We start from the raw sequence: 18,460 nt of genomic DNA, 5'->3' as shown, positions 1-18,460 counted from the left end.
TTTAATACCTGGCGGCGCTGAGCAGATCTTGCATCACATCGCAGTAGATTTTATAGCGCGCTTCTGAAATGCTGTTATTTTCTACCGCTTTGATGATGCCGCAACCCGGCTCATGCAGATGGGTGCAATTATAAAACCGGCATTCTGTAACGTGCTCGCGCAAATCCGGCATCAGTGAAGCCAGATGCCCCGAGTCAATATGGTGTAGGCCAAATTCCTGAAACCCCGGAGAATCAATGACGGCGCCCTGATGATCCGGCAGCCAGTACCACTGTGAGGTGGTGGTGGTGTGCTTGCCTGATTTCAGCGCTTTGGAGAGTTCCCCGGTCTGCGCCTGTGCATCGGGGATCAATGCATTGATCAGTGTGCTTTTGCCAGCGCCTGAGGGGCCTAGTACCAGTGTCGTTTTCCCGTTCAGGTGCGGCATGATGGATTCGGTCGGCTGTGCATGCTGCAACGATGTGGTGATGATGGTATAGCCCATTTTGAGATAGGGCTGCAGGCGTTGCAGCGCTTTTTCAAAAGGTGCGGTGAGATCGGCCTTATTCAGCACAATCAGGACATCAATGTGCTCTGCCTCAGCGGCAATCAGTGAGCGGCTCAGTTGGTTTTCTGAAAACTCAGGTTCTGCTGCAATCATGATCAGGACCTGGTCCAGATTGGCGGCAAATGCTTTGGTGCGGACCTCATCCTGCCGGTACATCAGGTTGTGCCGGGGCAGGATTTTTTCGATCACCGCCTCATCCTGGCTGAGCTGCCACAGAACCTTGTCTCCGACCACCGCTTCACTTTTTTTGCCGCGCGGATGCGCCAGCAGCCGTTTGCCGTCCTCAATTTCCAGTTGATAATGGCGGCCAAACGCACTGGTAATCAGGCCCGCGGCAAGCTGCTTATTCATGTAGTGATGGCATCAGGTTGTTCATGTCTGTGCGTTCAGATGCGCCAGCCTTTCAACTGCCGGCGGATGTGAATAGTAGAACCTGGCAAACAGCCGGTCGGGTGTGAGGGTAGAGGCATTGTCTTCATACAGCCGCAACAGGGCCGAGCGCAGATCTTCTCCATTGGCCTGCTGGCAGGCGTAGGCATCGGCCTGGAATTCGTCTTTACGTGAAAACTGTGCGGCAATGGGGGCAATGAAAAAGGTGAACACAGGACCGGCCAGCATGAACAGCAGCAATGCCAGTGCGCTGTTCGGGGCCTGTGTGTTCATTTGCACACCCAGGGCCGTATAAAACCAGACCTGTTGTGACAGCCAGCCCAGAACGGCAAAAGCCAGCAGGCTCAGCACCATGATCATCACGATGCGTTTGGTAATGTGCTTGTAATGAAAGTGCCCCAGCTCATGCGCCAGTACGGCTTCCATTTGATCCGGGGTCAGTTTGGTCAGCAGTGTGTCATAAAAAACCACCCGTTTGGATTTGCCCATGCCGGTAAAGTACGCGTTGGAGTGCGCACTGCGTTTGGAGCCATCCATTACAAAAAAGCCTTTGGCCTGAAAGCCGCAGCGTTGCATCAGGTTGGTGGCACGCTGTAACAGCGTGCCATCTTCCAGCGGTTTGAATTTGTTAAACAGCGGCGCAATCACAACAGGAAACAGCACCATCAGCAGCAACTGCCAGGCGGCAAATGCCAGCCAGGCCCACAGCCACCACAATGAACCGGCAGCACCCATCAGCCATAAGATCAGGGCCAGGATCGGCACACCGAGAATCAGCCCGATGACGGTGGACAGAATCAAATCCCTGACCCATAAACCGGCAGTCATATTATTGAAGCCAAACCGGTGTTCCAGCCGGAAAGTGCTCCACAGGCTCCAGGGCAGGCCGAGTATGCCATTGATCAGGAAAAATGCCAGGATCAGCACAATGCCGTACCATAGCCCGCTTCCTGTCAGGGGCTGCACAATGTGGTTCAGCAGGTTCAAACCGCCAAATACGGTCCAGCCCAGCAGCAGCAATGTGCTCCATGCTGACTCCAGCATGCCAAACCGCTGTTGTGCAACCGTATAATCAGCCGCACGCTGGTGGCTGGAGAGGGTGACGTGACCGGTAAAATCGACCGGCACATGAGCCCGGTGCTGTTTGACACTGCGGATTTGCCGCCACGACAACCAGCATTTGATGGCCAGGGTGGCAAGTGTTAAGACAATGAACAGCCCGAAAAACAGCGTGGATGACGGCGAAGAGGTAAAAATACTGAGAGTCATAGTGGCAGTTTAAGAGAAATAACCAGAAAAAGTACGGATCAGGGACAATATGGGGATGAATGACGAAATTAGCAATGCACAAATTGAAACACCAGCCGTGCAACTGGTAAAACACGACTTGAATCTGGTCTGGATGGACCTGGAAATGACCGGATTGAACCCAGAGCATGACCGCATTATCGAAATGGCTGTTATTGTAACCAATGCGGATTTATCTATCTGCGTGCAAGGGCCGGTTTTTGCGATTCACCAAAGCGATGAAGTGCTCAATGCGATGGACGCATGGAACCAGTCAACGCATGGCAAGAGCGGTTTGATTGAGCGTGTGAAGGCATCCACGGTGACTGAAGAAGAGGCAGAGCAGCAGACGCTGGCTTTTGTGAAGCAATACGTGCCGGAGAAAGCCTCCCCCCTGTGCGGTAACACGATCGGGCAGGACCGGCGTTTTCTGGTGAAGTACACGCCGAAACTGGAAGATTACCTGCACTACCGCAACCTGGATGTCAGCACGCTGAAAGAACTGGCCCGGCGCTGGAAGCCTGAGGTGTATAAGAATTTTAAAAAACGCCAGGCACATACCGCGCTGGCCGATGTGCAGGAGTCGATTGACGAGCTGAAGTATTACCGCGAACATTTTCTGTTACCCTGACCAGCGGCACTTTTGTGGTGCTGCAAACAGTGGCAATGTAAGGTAATATATTACACCCATCTGCGGTTTTTGCTGAAAGGTTGCCTGTATGATGCAACACCTGTTGTCTTTATGGCCTTTGCTGATCTTTTTTGTGGTGACCTACCTGTTTTGGCGTGTATTGCCGGACAAGTCCAGGGCATGTAACTGTGTGCCGACAGTGGATTTGTACAATGCGCTGATGGAAGAAGACCGCTTGAAAAAGCAAGCCAGGCAAGAACAGCAAAATAACCAGAAGACAGACGCGGTGGCTGGCGCTGAAAATTGATAAGGCCTATTCTGCCATTTGAATAAAACGCCGGGTATATCAACCTGGCGTTTTTGTATCTCCGGGGTTCTGGTTTTCCTGCTGGCTGATTGATACGTGCCGATAAAAAAGCCCGGGCAGAGTAGCTGGCCGGGCTTTTCAACAAACTCACACAGAATCACACAGAAAAATGCAGGCGTTTACAGCTTGTTATAGATTTTCCATGCATGTTTGGCGAGCATGCTTTCTTCATCTGTCGGGATGACGAGTACCGGTGCCTGGCTTTCGCCGGAAGATATCTGAAAAGCATTGCCCTCATTGGCCTGCTCATCGAGTTCCAGTTTGAAAATCGGCTCAAGGTAACGGACCACCTGGCTGCGTAATTTGGCGTCTTTTTCACCAATGCCTGCGGTGAATACCAGGCCATCGAGTCCGCCAACGGTAACCGCCAGGCGGCCGATCTGCTGGGCAATGTGGTAGGCAAAATAATCAATAGCCAACTGCGCCCGTTTGTCGCCACTGGAGCGCAGTGTACGCATATCGTTGCTGACCCCGGAAATACCGAGCAAGCCGGACTGGCGGTAAAGGATATTTTCCAGCTCGTCGTAGGTTTTGCCCTGCCCAACCAGGTACAGCATGACGCCCGGGTCGAGCGTTCCGGTGCGACTGCCCATCGGGACGCCGTCCAGCGCGGTAAAACTGGTGGTGACTTCAACGCATTTTCCGTTTTCAATGGAGCACAGACCAACACCGGAGCCCAGATGGGCAATGATGACCTTGCCGTTGGCAATGGAAGGCGCAACGTGGTGCAACTGATGGCTGATGTATTCAAATGACAAACCATGAAAACCGTAGCGGCGTATGCCTTGCTCATAGTAGCTGTAAGGCAGGCCGGTCAGCATGCTCAGTTCGCTGCGGTTGGCATGAAATGCGGTATCAAAACAGGCCACTTGCGGCAATGTCGGGTTGCTTTTGAGTATCTGCTCAATTGGGGCCAGGTTAAAAGGCTCGTGCAAGGGAGCCAGCGGAATCACTTTTTTGAGTTCCTGCAGGTGGTGCTGGTTCATCAGTACCGGTTCGGTATAGTGCTCGCCACCGTGCACGATGCGGTGCGCGATCAGTGCCGGCTCCTGCCCGTGGAGTTCAGACAGCAGCGCCGGGAAGATCAGCTTGAATGCGGTGATCTGGTCATGCGCTTCCTTGGGGTCAAACTGCTTTTCAGTTGCCAAAGAGCCGTCAGCCCGGGTGACTTTCATGCGTGGCAGGGTGCCAATGCCATCGAATTTGGCGCCGGCAAATAGAACCGGCACGTCCTGGCCCGGGTGGCCTTTAAACAGACCGATCTTGATGCTGGAAGACCCGGCGTTGACGGTCATAATCAATTTATCATGGCTTTGTTCCACGCCAAAATCTCCTGATGCAAAAGATCCGGTAAACGCCCGAATCAGTTTTTGACAAGTGCGCTGGCAGCCTGTTTTTGCTGCGCATCTGCCAGCAGTACACACAGTACACAACTGGAGATACGGGCGGGCGCGGGGTCTGAGCGGCTGGTCAGTACAATGGGTACGCGAGCCCCCAAAACTATGCCTGCAGCCTGTGCACCTGCCAGGTATATCAGCTGTTTGGCGACCATGTTACCAGATTCCAGATCCGGCACCACCAGCACATCAGGATCTCCGGCAACCTCGGACACAATACCTTTGATGCGTGCGGCCTCGGCGTTGATGGCGTTGTCAAATGCCAGCGGGCCATCCAGAATACCGCCTTCAATCTGACCACGGTGCGACATGACCACCAGCGCAGCAGCTTCCAGGGTGGAGGGCAGTTTGGCGGTGACGGTTTCCACCGCAGACAGCAAAGCCAGTTTGGGGCGATCAATGCCCAGCACTTTCAGCAGGTCAATGGCATTGCGACAGATATCGGCTTTTTCGTCCAGGTTGGGGGCGATGTTGACCGCCGCATCGGTAATGAACAGGGGTTTGTGGTAGCTGGGCACGTTCATTGCGAAAACATGGCTTAAACGGCGAGCCGTGCGCAACCCGGTACTGGAGGATGCTACTGCGGAGAGCAGTTCATCGCTGTGCAGGCTGCCTTTCATCATCATGGCGGCGCGTCCTTCACGAACCAGTTCAACACCGCGTTTGGCTGCTGCATGGCTGTGTTCGACAGATTCAATCCGGTAGTTGCCCAGATCCAGTCCGGCTTCCTGCGCCACGGATTTGATTTTTTGTTCCGGGCCAACCAGAATCGGATCAATCAGGCCGAGTTCTGCTGCTTCAAGTGCTCCTTGCAGCGCACTGGATTCGCAGGGGTGTACAACGGCTGTCGGTACCGGTGGGATGTTTTTACAAAGCTGTAGAAGTTCTTGATAGTGATTTTTTGTCATTTGGCGTTACCTCTGTGAGAGGAAAAAGAAGTGTGATCTTTATAGCTGTCACCAAGAACCACGTCGCTGTTTGGGTAGGCAGATCCGTTGGTACATGGATGCAAATTAGTGCAATGCAAAAAAATGCATCTGGTGCACTGCACAGGGTACCATATTTACCGCTATATATCAATTAAAACAAAGGGATTTAATTCACAATATGCCGAAAAGTTTTGCATAAAATGGGAAGTTAATTTTGCTGTGCACAAAATACAACAATCTATCGAAACCTGCCGCGTTCTTCACAGTTGAAACGCAAAGAGGCTTGCCGGCAGAAACAGAATGCTGTGAAGGAAAACTGGCGTCCTGTGTACTCAAAGCAGCTTGGGGATGGATGAAATCAGCATGGAGATGCCGGACAGGGTCAATAATGCCAGAATCAGCCGCCGAAAAGCCACCGGGTTGATGCGCGTGTAGACACGCATCCCCAGCCATGTCGGGACCAGCATGGCGGGTAGTACGACAGCAAACAAAGGCAATGTCTCAGGAGCAACCAGATTTGTGGCGATGTAGGTGATCATGGTGACCGAGAGCATGGTCAGGCTGAAATTCTGGATGATGCTGCGCTGTACATCCTTGTCATAGGTGCACAAGGTACACCATAAGGAAGGCAAAACACCAGCAAACCCGCCGATGCCACCCATTGCCCCCCCCAGAATACCGACAATGCCGTTGAGCACCCGATGGTTCGGGCTGAGCCGGGGCAGGTTTTTTAAAAACAGCATGGTTGGGCACCAGATCACCAGAAACACGCCCAGGAAAAATTTGAACCAGTTGACATCCATCATGGGCAGCAGCGTTACCCCGATGGGCACGCCCAGCAGTCCGCCCACCAAATAGGGCCAGAGCATGCGAAAGTGAAAGCCGCGCTTGACGGTGAACGCCGCCATGATCTGGCCGGTCAGTGCACCAAAAACCACCAGTGCTGCTGCAACATGAGGGTCCAGAACCCAAACCCAGATGGACATGGAGACCATGCCGAAGGCAAAGCCTGAGACGCCTTGGACAAAGCCGGCAATGATTGCCCCTAACGCAACAACAACGATGATTTCCATAATTGCTTAGAGACTTTTGATGTGGATATGGCCGTTAAAAAGAGGTGTCACAGTGCATAGGCTCATGTATCGGGTTGTGCAACCCAGGCACTGCCTTTTTTCATGAACAGCGGAATGTGCCCGGCAGCGCTGACTTTGTCAGGCATCATGATGGAGATATCTGACAGGGTTTCCCGCCAGGCATACCCCTCCGTCAGTGCAACCACAATGCCCGCCACTTCGGCACCGGCACGTCGCAGCAGGCGTGTTGCCGCCAGCATGCTGGCCCCGGTATTGATGACATCATCAACAATCACGACCCGCTTGCCCTGAACACGGTTGAGCAGTGCCGGATCCAGATACAGGAATTTGCGCTGGTCGGGGCTGGTGGACGATACGACCGCTTCTTTCAGGTGTTCGTCATACCAGAATTTATGCGAGAACCCCATGGCAACATAATGTTCCATACGCAGTTTGGCGGCAACCCGGCTGCCATATTCCAGCCCCATGGTGGGGATGGCGACGATGCTTTCCGGCTGGAACATGGCGGCTTTTTCCGCGATCAGGCCGCTCAGGTGTTCTGTGACGCTCAAAGGGCACTGGTTGGACATGAGCAGCGCAATGGCCTGCTGGTCGCCGGGCAGGGCACAGAGCGGTATTTCAAGCCAACTGGCATCAGAGAGTTTAATGAGGTAGCGATGATTGAATGTATCGTTGGACGCCGGGGCCGTTTTGCGATAACCCGCAGGATGGATGTGCGCAAAATAGGGCGCAAAAGAATCTGTCATGGGTGCAACCTGTCACAATGTGAAAAATATACAGCCTGTATTGTACGTCGGTGTTAACCCTAGTGGTGATGGTGCGGATTGTGATTGTGCGCTGAAAAAAGATGCGCTGCGTTTTAAAATGAAAAGATAAAACTGAATAATTTGATTGTCATGCCTTCTCTGTATTCATGATGCGAGCAGTACAGGGAATGGATTCCTCTTCATGCTGATACCCGCAGGCCTGAATATACGAAGAATGGCCTGCAGTATGCGGTATGGCAGGATGCGTTGCTGCAATAGGTGGTGCGAAAAACACGCGTTTTGCATTGACAGAACATCCTGAGCAACCTGTATGTACAGCAAGCTGGTATGCCATGGCAGATGCCACGGTATGGGAATGGCGTGTGTTTTTTTGTATTTGGGCAAAGGCTTTCTCGCAATGACGCAATGTGTTGCACGCTTGAATCATGATGCAAAAGTCATTTCAGTTGATTAGGGTCAGGGCTTATTAAATAGAGAGGTTACGTTTGCTGGAATGGGGGTAGGACAAGGCGTGAAGCGAAGGCAATGGTAGAGCCTTTGCTGAGCTGAGAAACGCGGTCAATAGCTTCATTCCAACAAACCCGAAGGGTAAATGTGCTATCAAGCGCATCACTGCGTTGTCTCGTGCTTGCGTAACCTGTTACGCGGCGCGCTCCAGCGCCTTGTGCTGCATCTTCCTTTCACACTTGCGTAACGCCCTATTTAATAAGCCCTGACCCTGGATGTCGAACCATGCTTTGATGAACAAACGCGGTGGTGAATATGGCGGTGAAAAGCGCGAAAATGATGCGCCAGCCTGTTTCACCACAGTGTTGTGGGCTGCAGAAAAAAGCGGGTGTTGAATAACACGGTATTTGAAGGTTGAACAGTGTGAAAGAGTTTTGGGGCCAGTCTCTGGGGTTGGATGCGGCCGCCGTCAAGCGGGGGCTGTTGATGGCGTTGGCTGCCTGGCTGGCATTTGCCATTGCCTCTATCTGGCATATGGCCAATGCGTACTGGGCGGCCATGGCAGTATGGGTGGTGGTTCAGCCGCTGCGCGGCATGCTGTTCGAGCGGGCGCTCATGCGTGTACTGGGGACCGCTTTGGGCGCTGCGGTTGGGTTTGTCATTTTGTGGTGTGCCCCCCATGCGCTGTTGCAGATTGTGCTGCTTTCCTTATGGGCCACGGTATGTGCCGGAGCCATGCATTTGATCAAAGGCATTTATCCTTATGGTGTGATGCTGGCAGGTATTACCGCAGGTGTGGTGGTGCTGCCTTCGGCTTTAACCAACAGCTATCAGCCCGATCTGGCCTGGTCGCGTGTGCTGTGCACCTTGATCGGGGTGCTGGTGGTGACCATTGTGATGAGTTTTTATACGCCCAAGGCATCACGGCGTGAGTATTACACCCAGGCCAGGCTGCTGGTGGCCGACGCCGTTGAATTTGCTGTGCGGCTGCTGCAGGGCGCACCACTGGATGCGGCCTATGAACATGAGCAGGATGTTTTGCTGCGCATGTCGCAACTGGAAAGCAGTGCGCACACCGTGGCGGCGGGCTCGGTGACAGGGCACAGGCAGTTGCGTCATGTCGAAGCGCTGATTGCATCCTCAATGGAAGTGATGGCTTCTGCGGCGGCGATTTACCGGCAGCGCCAGCATGAAGAGGGCCGCACGGTGCAGGATGAAGAGGTTCAGATTCTGGTCGATTACATGAGCCAGCTGACAACACAGTTGCGCCAGGATGATGAGGCGTTTAAGGCGTTGCTGCAACATCCGGAAGTGCTGTTGAATCACCCCCCGGTCACTTCTGACATGGCGCAGCGTTTGAATCACTCGCTGGAACAACTGGTGGCAGCAGAAAAAGCGCTTTACCATGGCGTTGACAAGCTGGAGGCCGGCGGAAGGCTGAGGGTCAGCCCGCCCAAGCTGGCGACTGCAGCGGAAATTGACTGGGCCAAACAAAGCGCGCTGTCGGCCGGGGTGACCACATTGGCGGTGTCTTTGCTGGCCTGGGTTTCCGGCAGCCATGCGGCGGATCTGATGGCGCTGGGGACATGCATGTTTTGTCTGATACTGGCATCGTTCCCTTACCCGCGCATCATGATGAAGATCCTGTTTACCGGCGTTGTGGTCGGGTCTGTTGTCGCACTGGCATACCGGCTTTTGATTCAGCCTTATGTCAGCACATTGCCGCAGTTGATGCTGTCACTGATTCCTTTCCTGCTTGTCGGTGGCCTGGCGCGCACCAGCAGCAAAACCGCAGGGCCGGCGCTGGATGCCAATATGAATTTTTTCCTGGTGGGGCAGATCATGTTTCCGGCTGTTGCCGCCACGACCGGTCAGATTGTGGTGGATTCGGTGGCGGTAGTGCTGGGTGTGGCTGGTGCATGCCTGGCCAGCTTGTGGCTGTTGCCCCGGCGGGCCGATGACCAGGCCTATATGACGGTGACCAAGCTGATTCGCGACCTTCAGCGCATGCTGGAGCGAAGCGGTGATTATTTCAGCAAATACACCGATGCCGAAAAGGACTGGCAGGCCCGTTCAGAGCGTGAAGTGCTCAGAATGATGTTGCATCTGGGTGCGGCCAAAGCATTGCGCAACAAAGCACCGCTGGGTATTTTGGGCGTATTGAATCTGGGCTCAGTCATTGTCAGGCTGCAACGCCTGAGAACGCCTGTGGCACAACAAGGTTTGCAGGCGCTGACTTACTTTGCCGACGATACGCATGGGGCGATTCGGGCCGTGTGGAATCTGGCCAAAGAAAATGCCGATGATCCGGCATCGGATGTGCTTTATGAAGCCGTGGATGCGCTGACCGCCTGCGAGCGGTTGCTCCAGTTTGCCCGCAAGCCTTCGAAAGAAGCATTGAAGGAAAGTCCGCAGGCTTAGTGGCTGGCGTTGGCTTTTTTCTTTTTGCCGATGTTGAGCAGCTCATTCAGAATGATCAGGCCCACGCCGACCGTGATGGCCGTATCTGCCAGATTAAACGCCGGAAAATGGTACATCTTCCAGTAAAAATCCAGGTAGTCAACCACATAGCCATGCATCAGGCGGTCAATCAGGTTGCCGATGGCGCCACCCAGTATGCAACTGAGGGCCAGAGAAAATATGCGCTCCTGACTGTGCTTATGCAGCATGAACAGAATGATCACCGCCACCACGATGGCAATGCTTGCAAACAGCCAGTGCTGCCAGCCCCCGGCATCGGCCAGCATGGAAAAAGCCGCTCCTGTATTGTGAACACGTACCAGATTAAAAAATGAGGTGATGGGGATGCCCTCACCATACCGGAAATGCTCAACGATCAGCAGTTTGATCCACTGGTCAGCAGCCACCAGGGCTGCTGCCAGTGCACACCACAGATAAAACAGGCGCTGTCTGCTGAGAGGTTTTTTTTCAGAAGGTTGTTTTTCCACAGATTCTTGGTTGGTTAGTCAGCACGCCCTAAAACGCCTGGGTTAAACATAGGTACGCTCTTCGCCGGTACCAAACAGGTTGCTGATGCAGCGGTTACACAAAGTCGGATGGTCGGCATTGTGGCCGACTTCTTCACGGTAGTGCCAGCAGCGTTCGCATTTGGCATCTGTACTGGTGCTGACTTTGATGCTCAATGCTTCACCTTTAGCCAGTGTGGCGTGCGAAGTGATGAAGACAAACTTCAGATCATCACCCAGGCTGTGCATCAGGCCATAGTCGTCTGCTCCGGCAGTAATCTCGATGTTGGCCTGCAATGAGGAGCCGACCTGCCCGGTTTCGCGCAGCAGCTCAATTTCTTTATTGGCCAGTTCGCGGATTTCCTGCAGACGTTTCCATTTGACACTCAGGGCTTCCTTGTTGCTGGGCAGCGGCAGGTCCCAGTACTGTTCCATGAAAACGGATTCAGACTGGCCCGGGGCAAAAATGGCCCAGGCCTCTTCTGCCGTGAAGCTCAGGAACGGCGCCATCAGACGCAGCATCGCTTGCGTCAGGTGCCAGAGCGTGGTTTGCGCGCTGCGGCGTGCGAGCGATTTGGGCGCCGTGGTGTAAAGCCGGTCTTTGAGCACATCCAGGTAGAAGGCACCTAAATCTTCCGAGCAGAACACTTGCAGTTTGGCAACCACCGGATGAAATTCATATACATCATAATGCTTGAGAACATCCGCCTGAAACTCTGCCATGCGTGCCAGCATGTACTGATCGATTTCAAACAGTTCATGGAGTTGAACTTTGTCGGTAATCGGATCAAAGTCGCTGGTATTGGCCAGCATGAAGCGCAGGGTATTGCGGATGCGCCGGTAGGAGTCGACAACACGCGCAAGGATTTTGTCGTCAATGCCCAGGTCGCCGGAGTAGTCGGTAGAGGCAACCCAAAGGCGAATGATTTCAGCGCCCAGTTTGTCGCTGATTTCCTGCGGAGCCACAATGTTGCCAAGCGACTTGCTCATTTTGCGGCCCTGTCCATCCACGGTAAATCCGTGTGTCAGCAGGCCTTTGTAAGGTGCGCGCGCATTCATGGCGACCGAAGTCAGCAGCGATGAATGGAACCAGCCGCGGTGCTGGTCGTGGCCTTCCAGGTACAGGTCGGCTTCGGGGCCCTGGTCGTGTCCGGATTCCGGGTGGCTGCCATGCAGCACATGGTAATGCGTGGTGCCGGAGTCAAACCAGACGTCCAGAATATCGTTGCTCTTGACGTAGTTTTCAGCGTCTGCACCCAGCCATTCTTTCGGGTCCAGGTTAGACCAGGCCTCTACGCCACCCTGTTCAACGAGCTCAGCGGCTTTGTCAATCAGGGCCAATGTATCGGGGTGCAGTTCTTCGGTGTCTTTATGCAGGAAAAATGGCAGCGGTACGCCCCAGTTGCGCTGGCGGCTGATGCACCAGTCAGGGCGGTGGGCAATCATGTCATACAGCCGTGTGCGTCCGTTTTCCGGATAAAAGGTGGTATGTTCAATGACTTCCAGGGATTTTTCACGCAGACTGTAAGGGGCCTTGTCTGTGGTGCAAACACCTTCCCCCTGATCCATGCGGATAAACCATTGCGCCGCAGCACGGTAGATCACTGGCGATTTATGGCGCCAGCAGTGCGGGTAGCTGTGAGAGATGGTTTTGGTGGAAAGCAGCCTGCCGGCCTGTTGCAGCACTTCCAGAATTTTTGGTACGGCATCCCAGATCAACAGGCCGCCAAACAGCGGCAGGCTGTCGGCATAAACACCATTGGTTTGTACCGGGTTGAGGATGTCTTCATTTTTCAGCCCGTGCGATGTGCAGGAGTAAAAGTCATCCAGCCCGTATGCAGGGGCCGAGTGCACAATACCGGTACCGTCTTCATCGGTGGCGTAGTCAGCCAGGTAAACTGGAGACAGGCGCTTGTACCCGGCATCCACATCATAAAGCGGGTGGCGGAACTGCAGGTTTTCCAGCTTGCTGCCTACGGTTGTAGAAATGACTTTGCCTTGCAGGCCATAGCGTTCCATGCAGTCGTTGACCAGTTTGCTGGCAAGTACCAGATAGCCTTTATCGGTATCGACCAGGGCATATTCAATCTGTGGCCCTGCGTTAAGCGCCTGGTTGGCCGGAATTGTCCATGCCGTGGTGGTCCAGATCACAATGTAGGCGGGTTTGCTGGAATCTGGCAAGGCAGTCAATCCAAATGCTGCTGCCAGCGCCTGCGGATCATCGCTGGCAAATGCCACGTCCAGTGATTGCGATTTTTTGTCTTCGTATTCAATTTCAAACTCAGCCAGCGACGACATGCAGTCAAAGCACCAGTACACGGGTTTGGAACCGCGATAGACAAAACCACGTTCGATGACTTTTTTCAGCGCGCGGATTTCACCTGCTTCATTGCCAAAATTCATGGTTTTGTAGGGGTTGTCCCAGTTTCCCAGAACCCCCAGGCGCTTGAAGTCGACCATCTGCTGCTCGATCTGCTCGGCAGCGTAGACACGGCTTTTCGCCTGTACCTCAGCACGGGAGAGGTTGCGGCCAAATTGTTTCTCAATCTGGTTTTCGATCGGCAGGCCATGGCAGTCCCAGCCGGGCACATACTGTGCATCGAACCCGGCCAACTGGCGGGCCTTGATGATCATGTCTTTGAGAATTTTGTTGGCCGCGTGACCAATGTGCAGTTTGCCGTTGGCATAAGGCGGGCCGTCGTGCAGGATAAATTTAGGGTGATCGCAGCGGGCGGCGCGCAGTTTTTTGTAGATGCCTTTATCTTCCCAGCCTTTGACCCAGCCCGGTTCACGCTTGGGCAAATCTCCGCGCATGGGAAATTTGGTATCAGGCAGATTCAGGGTTGTTCGGTAATTGTTTTTTTCAGTTGAACTCATAACGACCATACTCACTTTTTAAAATTGGATGTTCAGACACGTGGCTATAACAGGGAGGTTCTGAACGAAAGCAACAGAGGTTTTTCAGATAAACCGGCCTGGAAACGGATATGGTATTGAAGCAGGCGGGCAGTTATTTGAATATCAGCAAAGTTGCAAGGACAATGGTTGCCGGCAGCGTTAAAACGTGCAGCACAGATGCCCATAGTCATATTCGCGTAATTCGATCGCGAGTGGTTTGACGGCGGATACTGGCAGGGCAGCAGCCACATGAATGAGAGGAATGACAGATTTGAGCCATAAGGCCTGCTATTTTAGCGCCAAATTGCACAGAAGGGGAGAATGTCGTTTTACGGGGAATTTCTCAGGGTGTGACAATGCGCTGGCTGAGTTCCTGATGAAACTGCTGCCAGTAATTGCGGGCCTGTTCGCAGTCTTTCGCAATGCCGTCTTTCAGGGCCTGCAGGTTGGGGAACTTGACCTCATCACGCAGCTTGTGCAGCAGTTCAATGGTGACAACCCTGCCGTAAGCGTCGCCCCACCAGTCAAATACATGGGTTTCCAGCAAAACTTCGCCGCTGTTGTCAACGGTAGGGCGGCTACCAATGCTGGCTACGCCTGCAAGTGGTTTTGCCTCCAGCCCAATGACATTGGCAACAAAGATGCCGGATGCAGCCGGTTTTGGGTGACCAAAACGGATGTTGAGGGTGCGGTATCCCAGTTCACGCCCGAGTTTGCGGCCATGCACCACATGTCCGCTGATGGCGTAGGGGCGCCCCAGTTGCTGGCGTGCCTGCAACATGTCGCCGCGCGACAGCGCTTCTCTGACCAGCGAGCTCGATACCCGCTGCCCGGCGACTTCAAAACTGTTCATGCGCGCAACTTCAAATCCATGCGAATGTGAAATGCTGTCCAGCAAAGCGTAATCGCCGGCGCGTTTGGCGCCAAAACGAAAATCATCTCCCACCAGGACATGTTGGGCATGCAGTCCGTCACGGATGATTTTTTGGGCAAAGTCCTGTGGCGTGAGTGAGGCCAGTTGCTGGTCAAAACGCAGCACAACCACCTGATCGATACCGCACAGCTCAAGCTCTGTGAGCTTGTCGCGCAGTTTGGTAATGCGTGCAGGCGCTCTTTGCGGGGCCAGAAATTCCAGCGGATGGGGTTCAAACGTCAGTACCGTAGCTGCAACCTGGCGGTGCTTGGCTTCGCTGGCCAAAAGCGCAAGCATGGCCTGGTGTCCCCGGTGAACACCGTCAAAATTGCCTATGGTGAGAGCACATGTTGGCGCGAGGGCCTGATGATGAATGCCACGAAAAACTTGCATGCGTGCAATTATGCAGCTTTTGCAGCATTTTTGTTGACGCGGATGGCAGTTTCTACTTGAATAATGGGGTTACATCTGGCATATTGTCAAATGAACCGGACCTGGGCAGATGCCTTGGCGGGCGTGAGGGGAACAGCATGTGGCCCATCATCCATAACCCGAAGGGCGTTTTGCTGTCAGAGCAGGCTAAGGGACGGTTTTTGAAGGCTGGGGGTCGCATGAAGGTTCTGAAACTGGATGCTCAAGGTGTTCCCCAATCCTGGCTGACGCTGGAGGAAGCCGTGTTGTGTTATGCAGCTGATCGCGTCTGCTGGGAGGCAGGGGAGCGAATTGCGCTGTTTCGCGGCGGGATCAACGCTGTGAGCGGCAGGCAATCGGTGATTACGGTCAATTCCATCATTGGCACGTTTGGCACGCCCCTGATCAATCCGTTTGACCTCAAACCCGCACTGACCAATGAAAAGCTGTTTATCCGCGACCACAACATGTGTGCGTACTGCGGCAGCCAGCTTTCCAAAGAGGTGCTGACGCGTGAGCATATCATTCCCACATCCAAAGGCGGCGCAGATCACTGGATGAATGTGGTGACAGCCTGCCGTTCCTGTAACCATCGCAAGGCCAACCGCACGCCGGAACAAGCGCATATGAAGCTTCTGTTCGCGCCTTATGTGCCTTCTTTGTGGGAGGATTTCATTTTGCGGAACCGGCGGATTCTGGCTGACCAGATGGCGTTTCTGTGCTCCCGTTTGCCGCGTGGTTCCCGCTTGCTGAACGCCTGAGTGCAAAGCATCAGCGCTTTTTATACCGGAATTAGGTTGATAATCGGGTGTTCTCTGCCATAATCGGCATCGGAGCATTTGCGTGCAACGTCTGTTTGTTATATCTGATGCACAGGCTATTCTGTTAACCTGCTGTCTGGGCTGTTATTGATGATTAAAGTTTCCCATCTTTTTTATGATTATCCGGGGCTGCGTGCGCTGGACGATGTCAGTTTTGAGCTGCCGAGTCAATCCATTACCGCACTTGTCGGGCCGAACGGCGCAGGAAAAACTACCTTGCTGCGCAGCATGGTGGCGCTGGATGAGCCGACATCAGGCGAGATTCATATTGATGGTGTCAATGTATGGGAGCATCCCCGTGAGGCACATTTGCGCATGGGGTATCTGCCGGACCATTTTGGTCTGTATCAGGAGCTTACAGCGTATCAGTGCCTGACCTATGCGGCCTGGACGCACGGGTTGCGTGGTGAGCAGATGAGGCAGGCCGTGCAATGGGCTATTCAGCAGGTGGGGCTGAAGGAGCAGCTACCCAAATTGGCCAGTACATTGTCGCGAGGTCAGCGCCAGCGTTTGGCATTGGCTCAGGCGATTGTGCATCGGCCCAAGGTGCTGTTCATGGATGAGCCTGCCTCAGGGCTGGATCCGGAGGCCAGAGCCGCTTTGTCGTCATTGATGAAAAATCTGGCTGCGCAGGGGATGACGCTGTTGATCTCATCTCATATTCTGGCGGAGCTGGAAACTTACTGTACAGCCATGCTGGTGCTGGAACAGGGGCGTATTCTGGCTTATCAGAAAATTGGCGATGGCGGTACTTCTGTTTCGGCGGGTGCCACAGGCAGGGTTGCAGACGCTTCTGCATCTGCGGTGCAAAAGGAAAAAGTGCTGCGTATCAGCGTCAATCAGGCGCAGCAAACACGTCTGGATACTCTTTGTCAGTGGCTGGCAGTTAAGGGGATGAGGGCACAGGTTCATGAAGGCAAGGCTGTTCTGGTCAGTACGCATTTTGCGGATGAAGCGGCACAAACGCAATTGCTGCGTGATTTGCTGGCAGAGGGCTGGGAAATCATTGAATATGCACCGCAGACACAATCATTGCAAGACGTTTATATGCAGACTGTAGCAAGCCGTCGGCAGATGGGGGGTAAATGATGAAACATTTAGAAAACTACAGTTTGCATCTGGGAAATCCGGAATTAACGCGTAACTTCTGGCAGGAGCTGACGCCGCATCGGCTGATTGCTATTCCCATTATTCTTGGCCTGATCGTGATGCTGATCAATGCATCTGTACGTTCAAATCCAGGGCAGATCTTGATGGGGGTTGGCTCAACGGGGTTTTTGTTTGTTGCTGTTTTCTGGGGCATGAAGCTGGCTTCTGATTCTTTAATTCAGGAGTATTCCGAAGGCACCTGGGATTCACAGCGCATGTCAGGCCTGCTGCCGATGCAGATGGTCTGGGGCAAGCTGCTGGGTAGCACGGTCATGGCCTGGTATGCCGGGTTGATGCTGCTGTGCCTGTTTATCTGGGGCGCGTTTTCGGCAAACGAGTCTTTGAACCCAGGGCTGGTTATCAAACTGACTTTGTGCATGGTGATATTTGCCGTGACAATGCATGCGATATGTATGTCATCGTTGTTGGCTTTATGGCGCAAACGGGATCGGCAACTGTCAAAAAACATGCGAGGCACAACTATTGGACTTGCCTTGATTGCAGTATGGTTTGGGTCTGCAGTGATGCCTTTTACCGGCATGGGGTTCTATCGTGCCAGCAGGGGAGAAGAGCCGGTCATAGCATGGTTCGGGTTGGAAATATCGCTTTCCAGCATTTTGCTGGTGACCGCAGTCTGTATGATGGTCTGGATGCTGATCAGTGTGTGGCAACTGATGCGTTCTGAACTGCAGTTTCGTAACCGTCCCTGGTGGTGGCTGGGATTCCTGCTGTTCTGGATGTTTTATCTGGCGGGTTTTGTCAATGAAGACTGGGGTTTTAAGGGGAGGCTGGGCAGTCCCTGGTTAAGCTATTTGCTTGGCTGTTTTTTATGTATTGTGTTGACGGTTTATATACAACTGTTTTTTGCACGCAAGGATGCCATGACCTGGTTGCGGTTTTCAACAGCTTTCAAGCATAGAGATTGGGGTAAATTGTCTAATCTGTTCCCAGCCTGGGGAACCAGTTATCTGGTCGCGATGGTTGTCGGGGTGATTTTGTTGGTATGGACCATGGTCATGCCGTTTGCAGGCTCTGGTTATTATTCTGCAGCAAACCTGACGCTGGGTACGGTGTTGCTTGTGGTGTCTACATTGCTTTTTGTTCTGCGTGATATTGCACTGGTGTTGTGGTTGAACCTGGCAGAAAAGAACCGGCGGGCTGATGCGGCTGCAGTGATGTATCTGGTTGTACTGTACATGTTGCTGCCGTGGCTTTTGATCAGCATGACAAGTCCTAAGGCCAGTTTCCTGTTTCTCCCCATTTTTGAAGGGTTGTATTCCGACGTATCTGTGCTCTACCTGCTTTCACCGTTGTTGCAGGCGGCCATCATGGTGGGCCTGGTTTTGGATCGTTGGAAAAGCCGGAAGGGCCATATTCTGAACGGATGATGGAGATAGCAGCAACAGCAGACTGAGAAGGGCGGTTGTCTTTCGATAGCTGCTTTAT

Annotated in this window: 15 protein-coding genes; 6 read left to right on the top strand and 9 right to left on the bottom strand. The window is 53.4% G+C overall.

Going from position 1 to position 18,460, the window contains the following annotated elements; all coding sequences use genetic code 11:
• Position 1 precedes the first annotated feature (1 nt).
• Positions 2-898, bottom strand: coding sequence for a ribosome small subunit-dependent GTPase A (rsgA, locus tag CUZ56_RS07615; RefSeq protein ID WP_126979790.1), 897 nt, complete (start codon positions 896-898; stop codon positions 2-4).
• 21 nt (positions 899-919) lie between these two features.
• Positions 920-2,206 (bottom strand): M48 family metallopeptidase, encoded by a 1,287-nt coding sequence (locus CUZ56_RS07610; protein ID WP_126979789.1) that lies wholly within the window; start codon positions 2,204-2,206, stop codon positions 920-922.
• A 55-nt stretch (positions 2,207-2,261) separates the two neighbouring features.
• Here CUZ56_RS07610 and orn point away from each other — a divergent pair, with 55 nt between their 5' ends.
• Together orn and CUZ56_RS07600 are read left to right on the top strand one after the other, a co-directional pair.
• Positions 2,262-2,855 carry an oligoribonuclease gene (gene orn / locus CUZ56_RS07605; protein ID WP_126979788.1) on the top strand — a complete coding sequence of 198 codons (594 nt, stop codon included), beginning with the start codon at positions 2,262-2,264 and terminating at the stop codon, positions 2,853-2,855.
• Positions 2,856-2,943: 88 nt separating this feature from the next.
• Positions 2,944-3,162 (top strand): hypothetical protein, encoded by a 219-nt coding sequence (locus CUZ56_RS07600; RefSeq protein ID WP_126979787.1) that lies wholly within the window; start codon positions 2,944-2,946, stop codon positions 3,160-3,162.
• A gap of 179 nt (positions 3,163-3,341) precedes the next feature.
• On the opposite strand, the gene CUZ56_RS07595 is transcribed toward CUZ56_RS07600, so the two are convergent.
• The 4 genes from CUZ56_RS07595 to CUZ56_RS07580 form a co-directional block, all read right to left on the bottom strand.
• The gene (locus CUZ56_RS07595; RefSeq protein WP_204250862.1) at positions 3,342-4,544 is read right to left on the bottom strand and encodes an acetate/propionate family kinase; all 1,203 of its coding nucleotides are present in this window, start codon (positions 4,542-4,544) and stop codon (positions 3,342-3,344) included.
• A 41-nt stretch (positions 4,545-4,585) separates the two neighbouring features.
• A complete protein-coding gene (locus tag CUZ56_RS07590; RefSeq protein WP_126979785.1) occupies positions 4,586-5,527 on the bottom strand; it encodes a bifunctional enoyl-CoA hydratase/phosphate acetyltransferase in 942 nt (313 codons plus the stop codon).
• A 353-nt stretch (positions 5,528-5,880) separates the two neighbouring features.
• Positions 5,881-6,621: a sulfite exporter TauE/SafE family protein gene (locus CUZ56_RS07585; RefSeq protein WP_204250861.1), complete on the bottom strand. Its 741-nt coding sequence runs from the start codon at positions 6,619-6,621 to the stop codon at positions 5,881-5,883.
• 62 nt (positions 6,622-6,683) lie between these two features.
• Entirely contained in the window at positions 6,684-7,388 is a 705-nt protein-coding gene (locus CUZ56_RS07580) for a phosphoribosyltransferase (protein WP_126979783.1), read from the bottom strand.
• A gap of 891 nt (positions 7,389-8,279) precedes the next feature.
• On the opposite strand from CUZ56_RS07580, the gene CUZ56_RS07575 reads away from it, so the two are divergent.
• The gene (locus CUZ56_RS07575) at positions 8,280-10,277 is read left to right on the top strand and encodes an FUSC family protein (protein WP_126979782.1); all 1,998 of its coding nucleotides are present in this window, start codon (positions 8,280-8,282) and stop codon (positions 10,275-10,277) included.
• Here CUZ56_RS07575 and lspA read toward each other — a convergent pair.
• The 3 genes from lspA to CUZ56_RS07560 all read right to left on the bottom strand — a co-directional run bounded on the left by lspA (position 10,274) and on the right by CUZ56_RS07560 (position 15,026).
• On the bottom strand, positions 10,274-10,804 hold the full coding sequence (lspA, locus tag CUZ56_RS07570) for a signal peptidase II (RefSeq protein WP_126979781.1): 531 nt from the start codon (positions 10,802-10,804) through the stop codon (positions 10,274-10,276). The genes CUZ56_RS07575 and lspA overlap by 4 nt on opposite strands.
• 42 nt (positions 10,805-10,846) lie before the next feature.
• Entirely contained in the window at positions 10,847-13,699 is a 2,853-nt protein-coding gene (gene ileS / locus CUZ56_RS07565) for an isoleucine--tRNA ligase (protein WP_126979780.1), read from the bottom strand.
• 364 nt (positions 13,700-14,063) lie between these two features.
• Entirely contained in the window at positions 14,064-15,026 is a 963-nt protein-coding gene (locus CUZ56_RS07560; RefSeq protein ID WP_126979779.1) for a bifunctional riboflavin kinase/FAD synthetase, read from the bottom strand.
• Positions 15,027-15,244: 218 nt separating this feature from the next.
• Here CUZ56_RS07560 and CUZ56_RS07555 point away from each other — a divergent pair, with 218 nt between their 5' ends.
• From CUZ56_RS07555 to CUZ56_RS07545, 3 genes are all read left to right on the top strand, one after another.
• On the top strand, positions 15,245-15,805 hold the full coding sequence (locus tag CUZ56_RS07555; RefSeq protein ID WP_126979778.1) for an HNH endonuclease: 561 nt from the start codon (positions 15,245-15,247) through the stop codon (positions 15,803-15,805).
• Positions 15,806-15,955: 150 nt separating this feature from the next.
• Complete coding sequence (locus CUZ56_RS07550; RefSeq protein ID WP_126979777.1) at positions 15,956-16,954, top strand: ABC transporter ATP-binding protein; 999 nt, start codon at positions 15,956-15,958, stop codon at positions 16,952-16,954.
• The gene (locus CUZ56_RS07545) at positions 16,951-18,402 is read left to right on the top strand and encodes a hypothetical protein (RefSeq protein WP_126979776.1); all 1,452 of its coding nucleotides are present in this window, start codon (positions 16,951-16,953) and stop codon (positions 18,400-18,402) included. The genes CUZ56_RS07550 and CUZ56_RS07545 overlap by 4 nt, the downstream gene beginning before the upstream one ends.
• Positions 18,403-18,460 lie beyond the last annotated feature (58 nt).

This window comes from Saezia sanguinis (genome assembly GCF_003991585.1).
GTDB classification, from domain to species: Bacteria; Pseudomonadota; Gammaproteobacteria; order Burkholderiales; family Burkholderiaceae_C; genus Saezia; species Saezia sanguinis.
Note: the sequence above shows the minus strand (reverse complement) of the source record. Positions and strands in the feature narration are given on the sequence as shown.

Bases quoted from the DNA above. Each gene is read 5' to 3' on its own strand.
- orn (WP_126979788.1), top strand. From the start codon at position 2,262: ATGAATGACGAAATTAGCAATGCACAAATTGAAACACCAGCCGTGCAA.
- CUZ56_RS07585 (WP_204250861.1), bottom strand. From the start codon at position 6,621: ATGGAAATCATCGTTGTTGTTGCGTTAGGGGCAATCATTGCCGGCTTT.
- rsgA (WP_126979790.1), bottom strand. From the start codon at position 898: ATGAATAAGCAGCTTGCCGCGGGCCTGATTACCAGTGCGTTTGGCCGC.
- CUZ56_RS07560 (WP_126979779.1), bottom strand. From the start codon at position 15,026: ATGCAAGTTTTTCGTGGCATTCATCATCAGGCCCTCGCGCCAACATGT.
- CUZ56_RS07555 (WP_126979778.1), top strand. From the start codon at position 15,245: ATGAAGGTTCTGAAACTGGATGCTCAAGGTGTTCCCCAATCCTGGCTG.
- ileS (WP_126979780.1), bottom strand. From the start codon at position 13,699: ATGAGTTCAACTGAAAAAAACAATTACCGAACAACCCTGAATCTGCCT.
- CUZ56_RS07545 (WP_126979776.1), top strand. From the start codon at position 16,951: ATGATGAAACATTTAGAAAACTACAGTTTGCATCTGGGAAATCCGGAA.
- CUZ56_RS07580 (WP_126979783.1), bottom strand. From the start codon at position 7,388: ATGACAGATTCTTTTGCGCCCTATTTTGCGCACATCCATCCTGCGGGT.
- CUZ56_RS07590 (WP_126979785.1), bottom strand. From the start codon at position 5,527: ATGACAAAAAATCACTATCAAGAACTTCTACAGCTTTGTAAAAACATC.
- CUZ56_RS07610 (WP_126979789.1), bottom strand. From the start codon at position 2,206: ATGACTCTCAGTATTTTTACCTCTTCGCCGTCATCCACGCTGTTTTTC.
- CUZ56_RS07550 (WP_126979777.1), top strand. From the start codon at position 15,956: ATGATTAAAGTTTCCCATCTTTTTTATGATTATCCGGGGCTGCGTGCG.
- CUZ56_RS07600 (WP_126979787.1), top strand. From the start codon at position 2,944: ATGATGCAACACCTGTTGTCTTTATGGCCTTTGCTGATCTTTTTTGTG.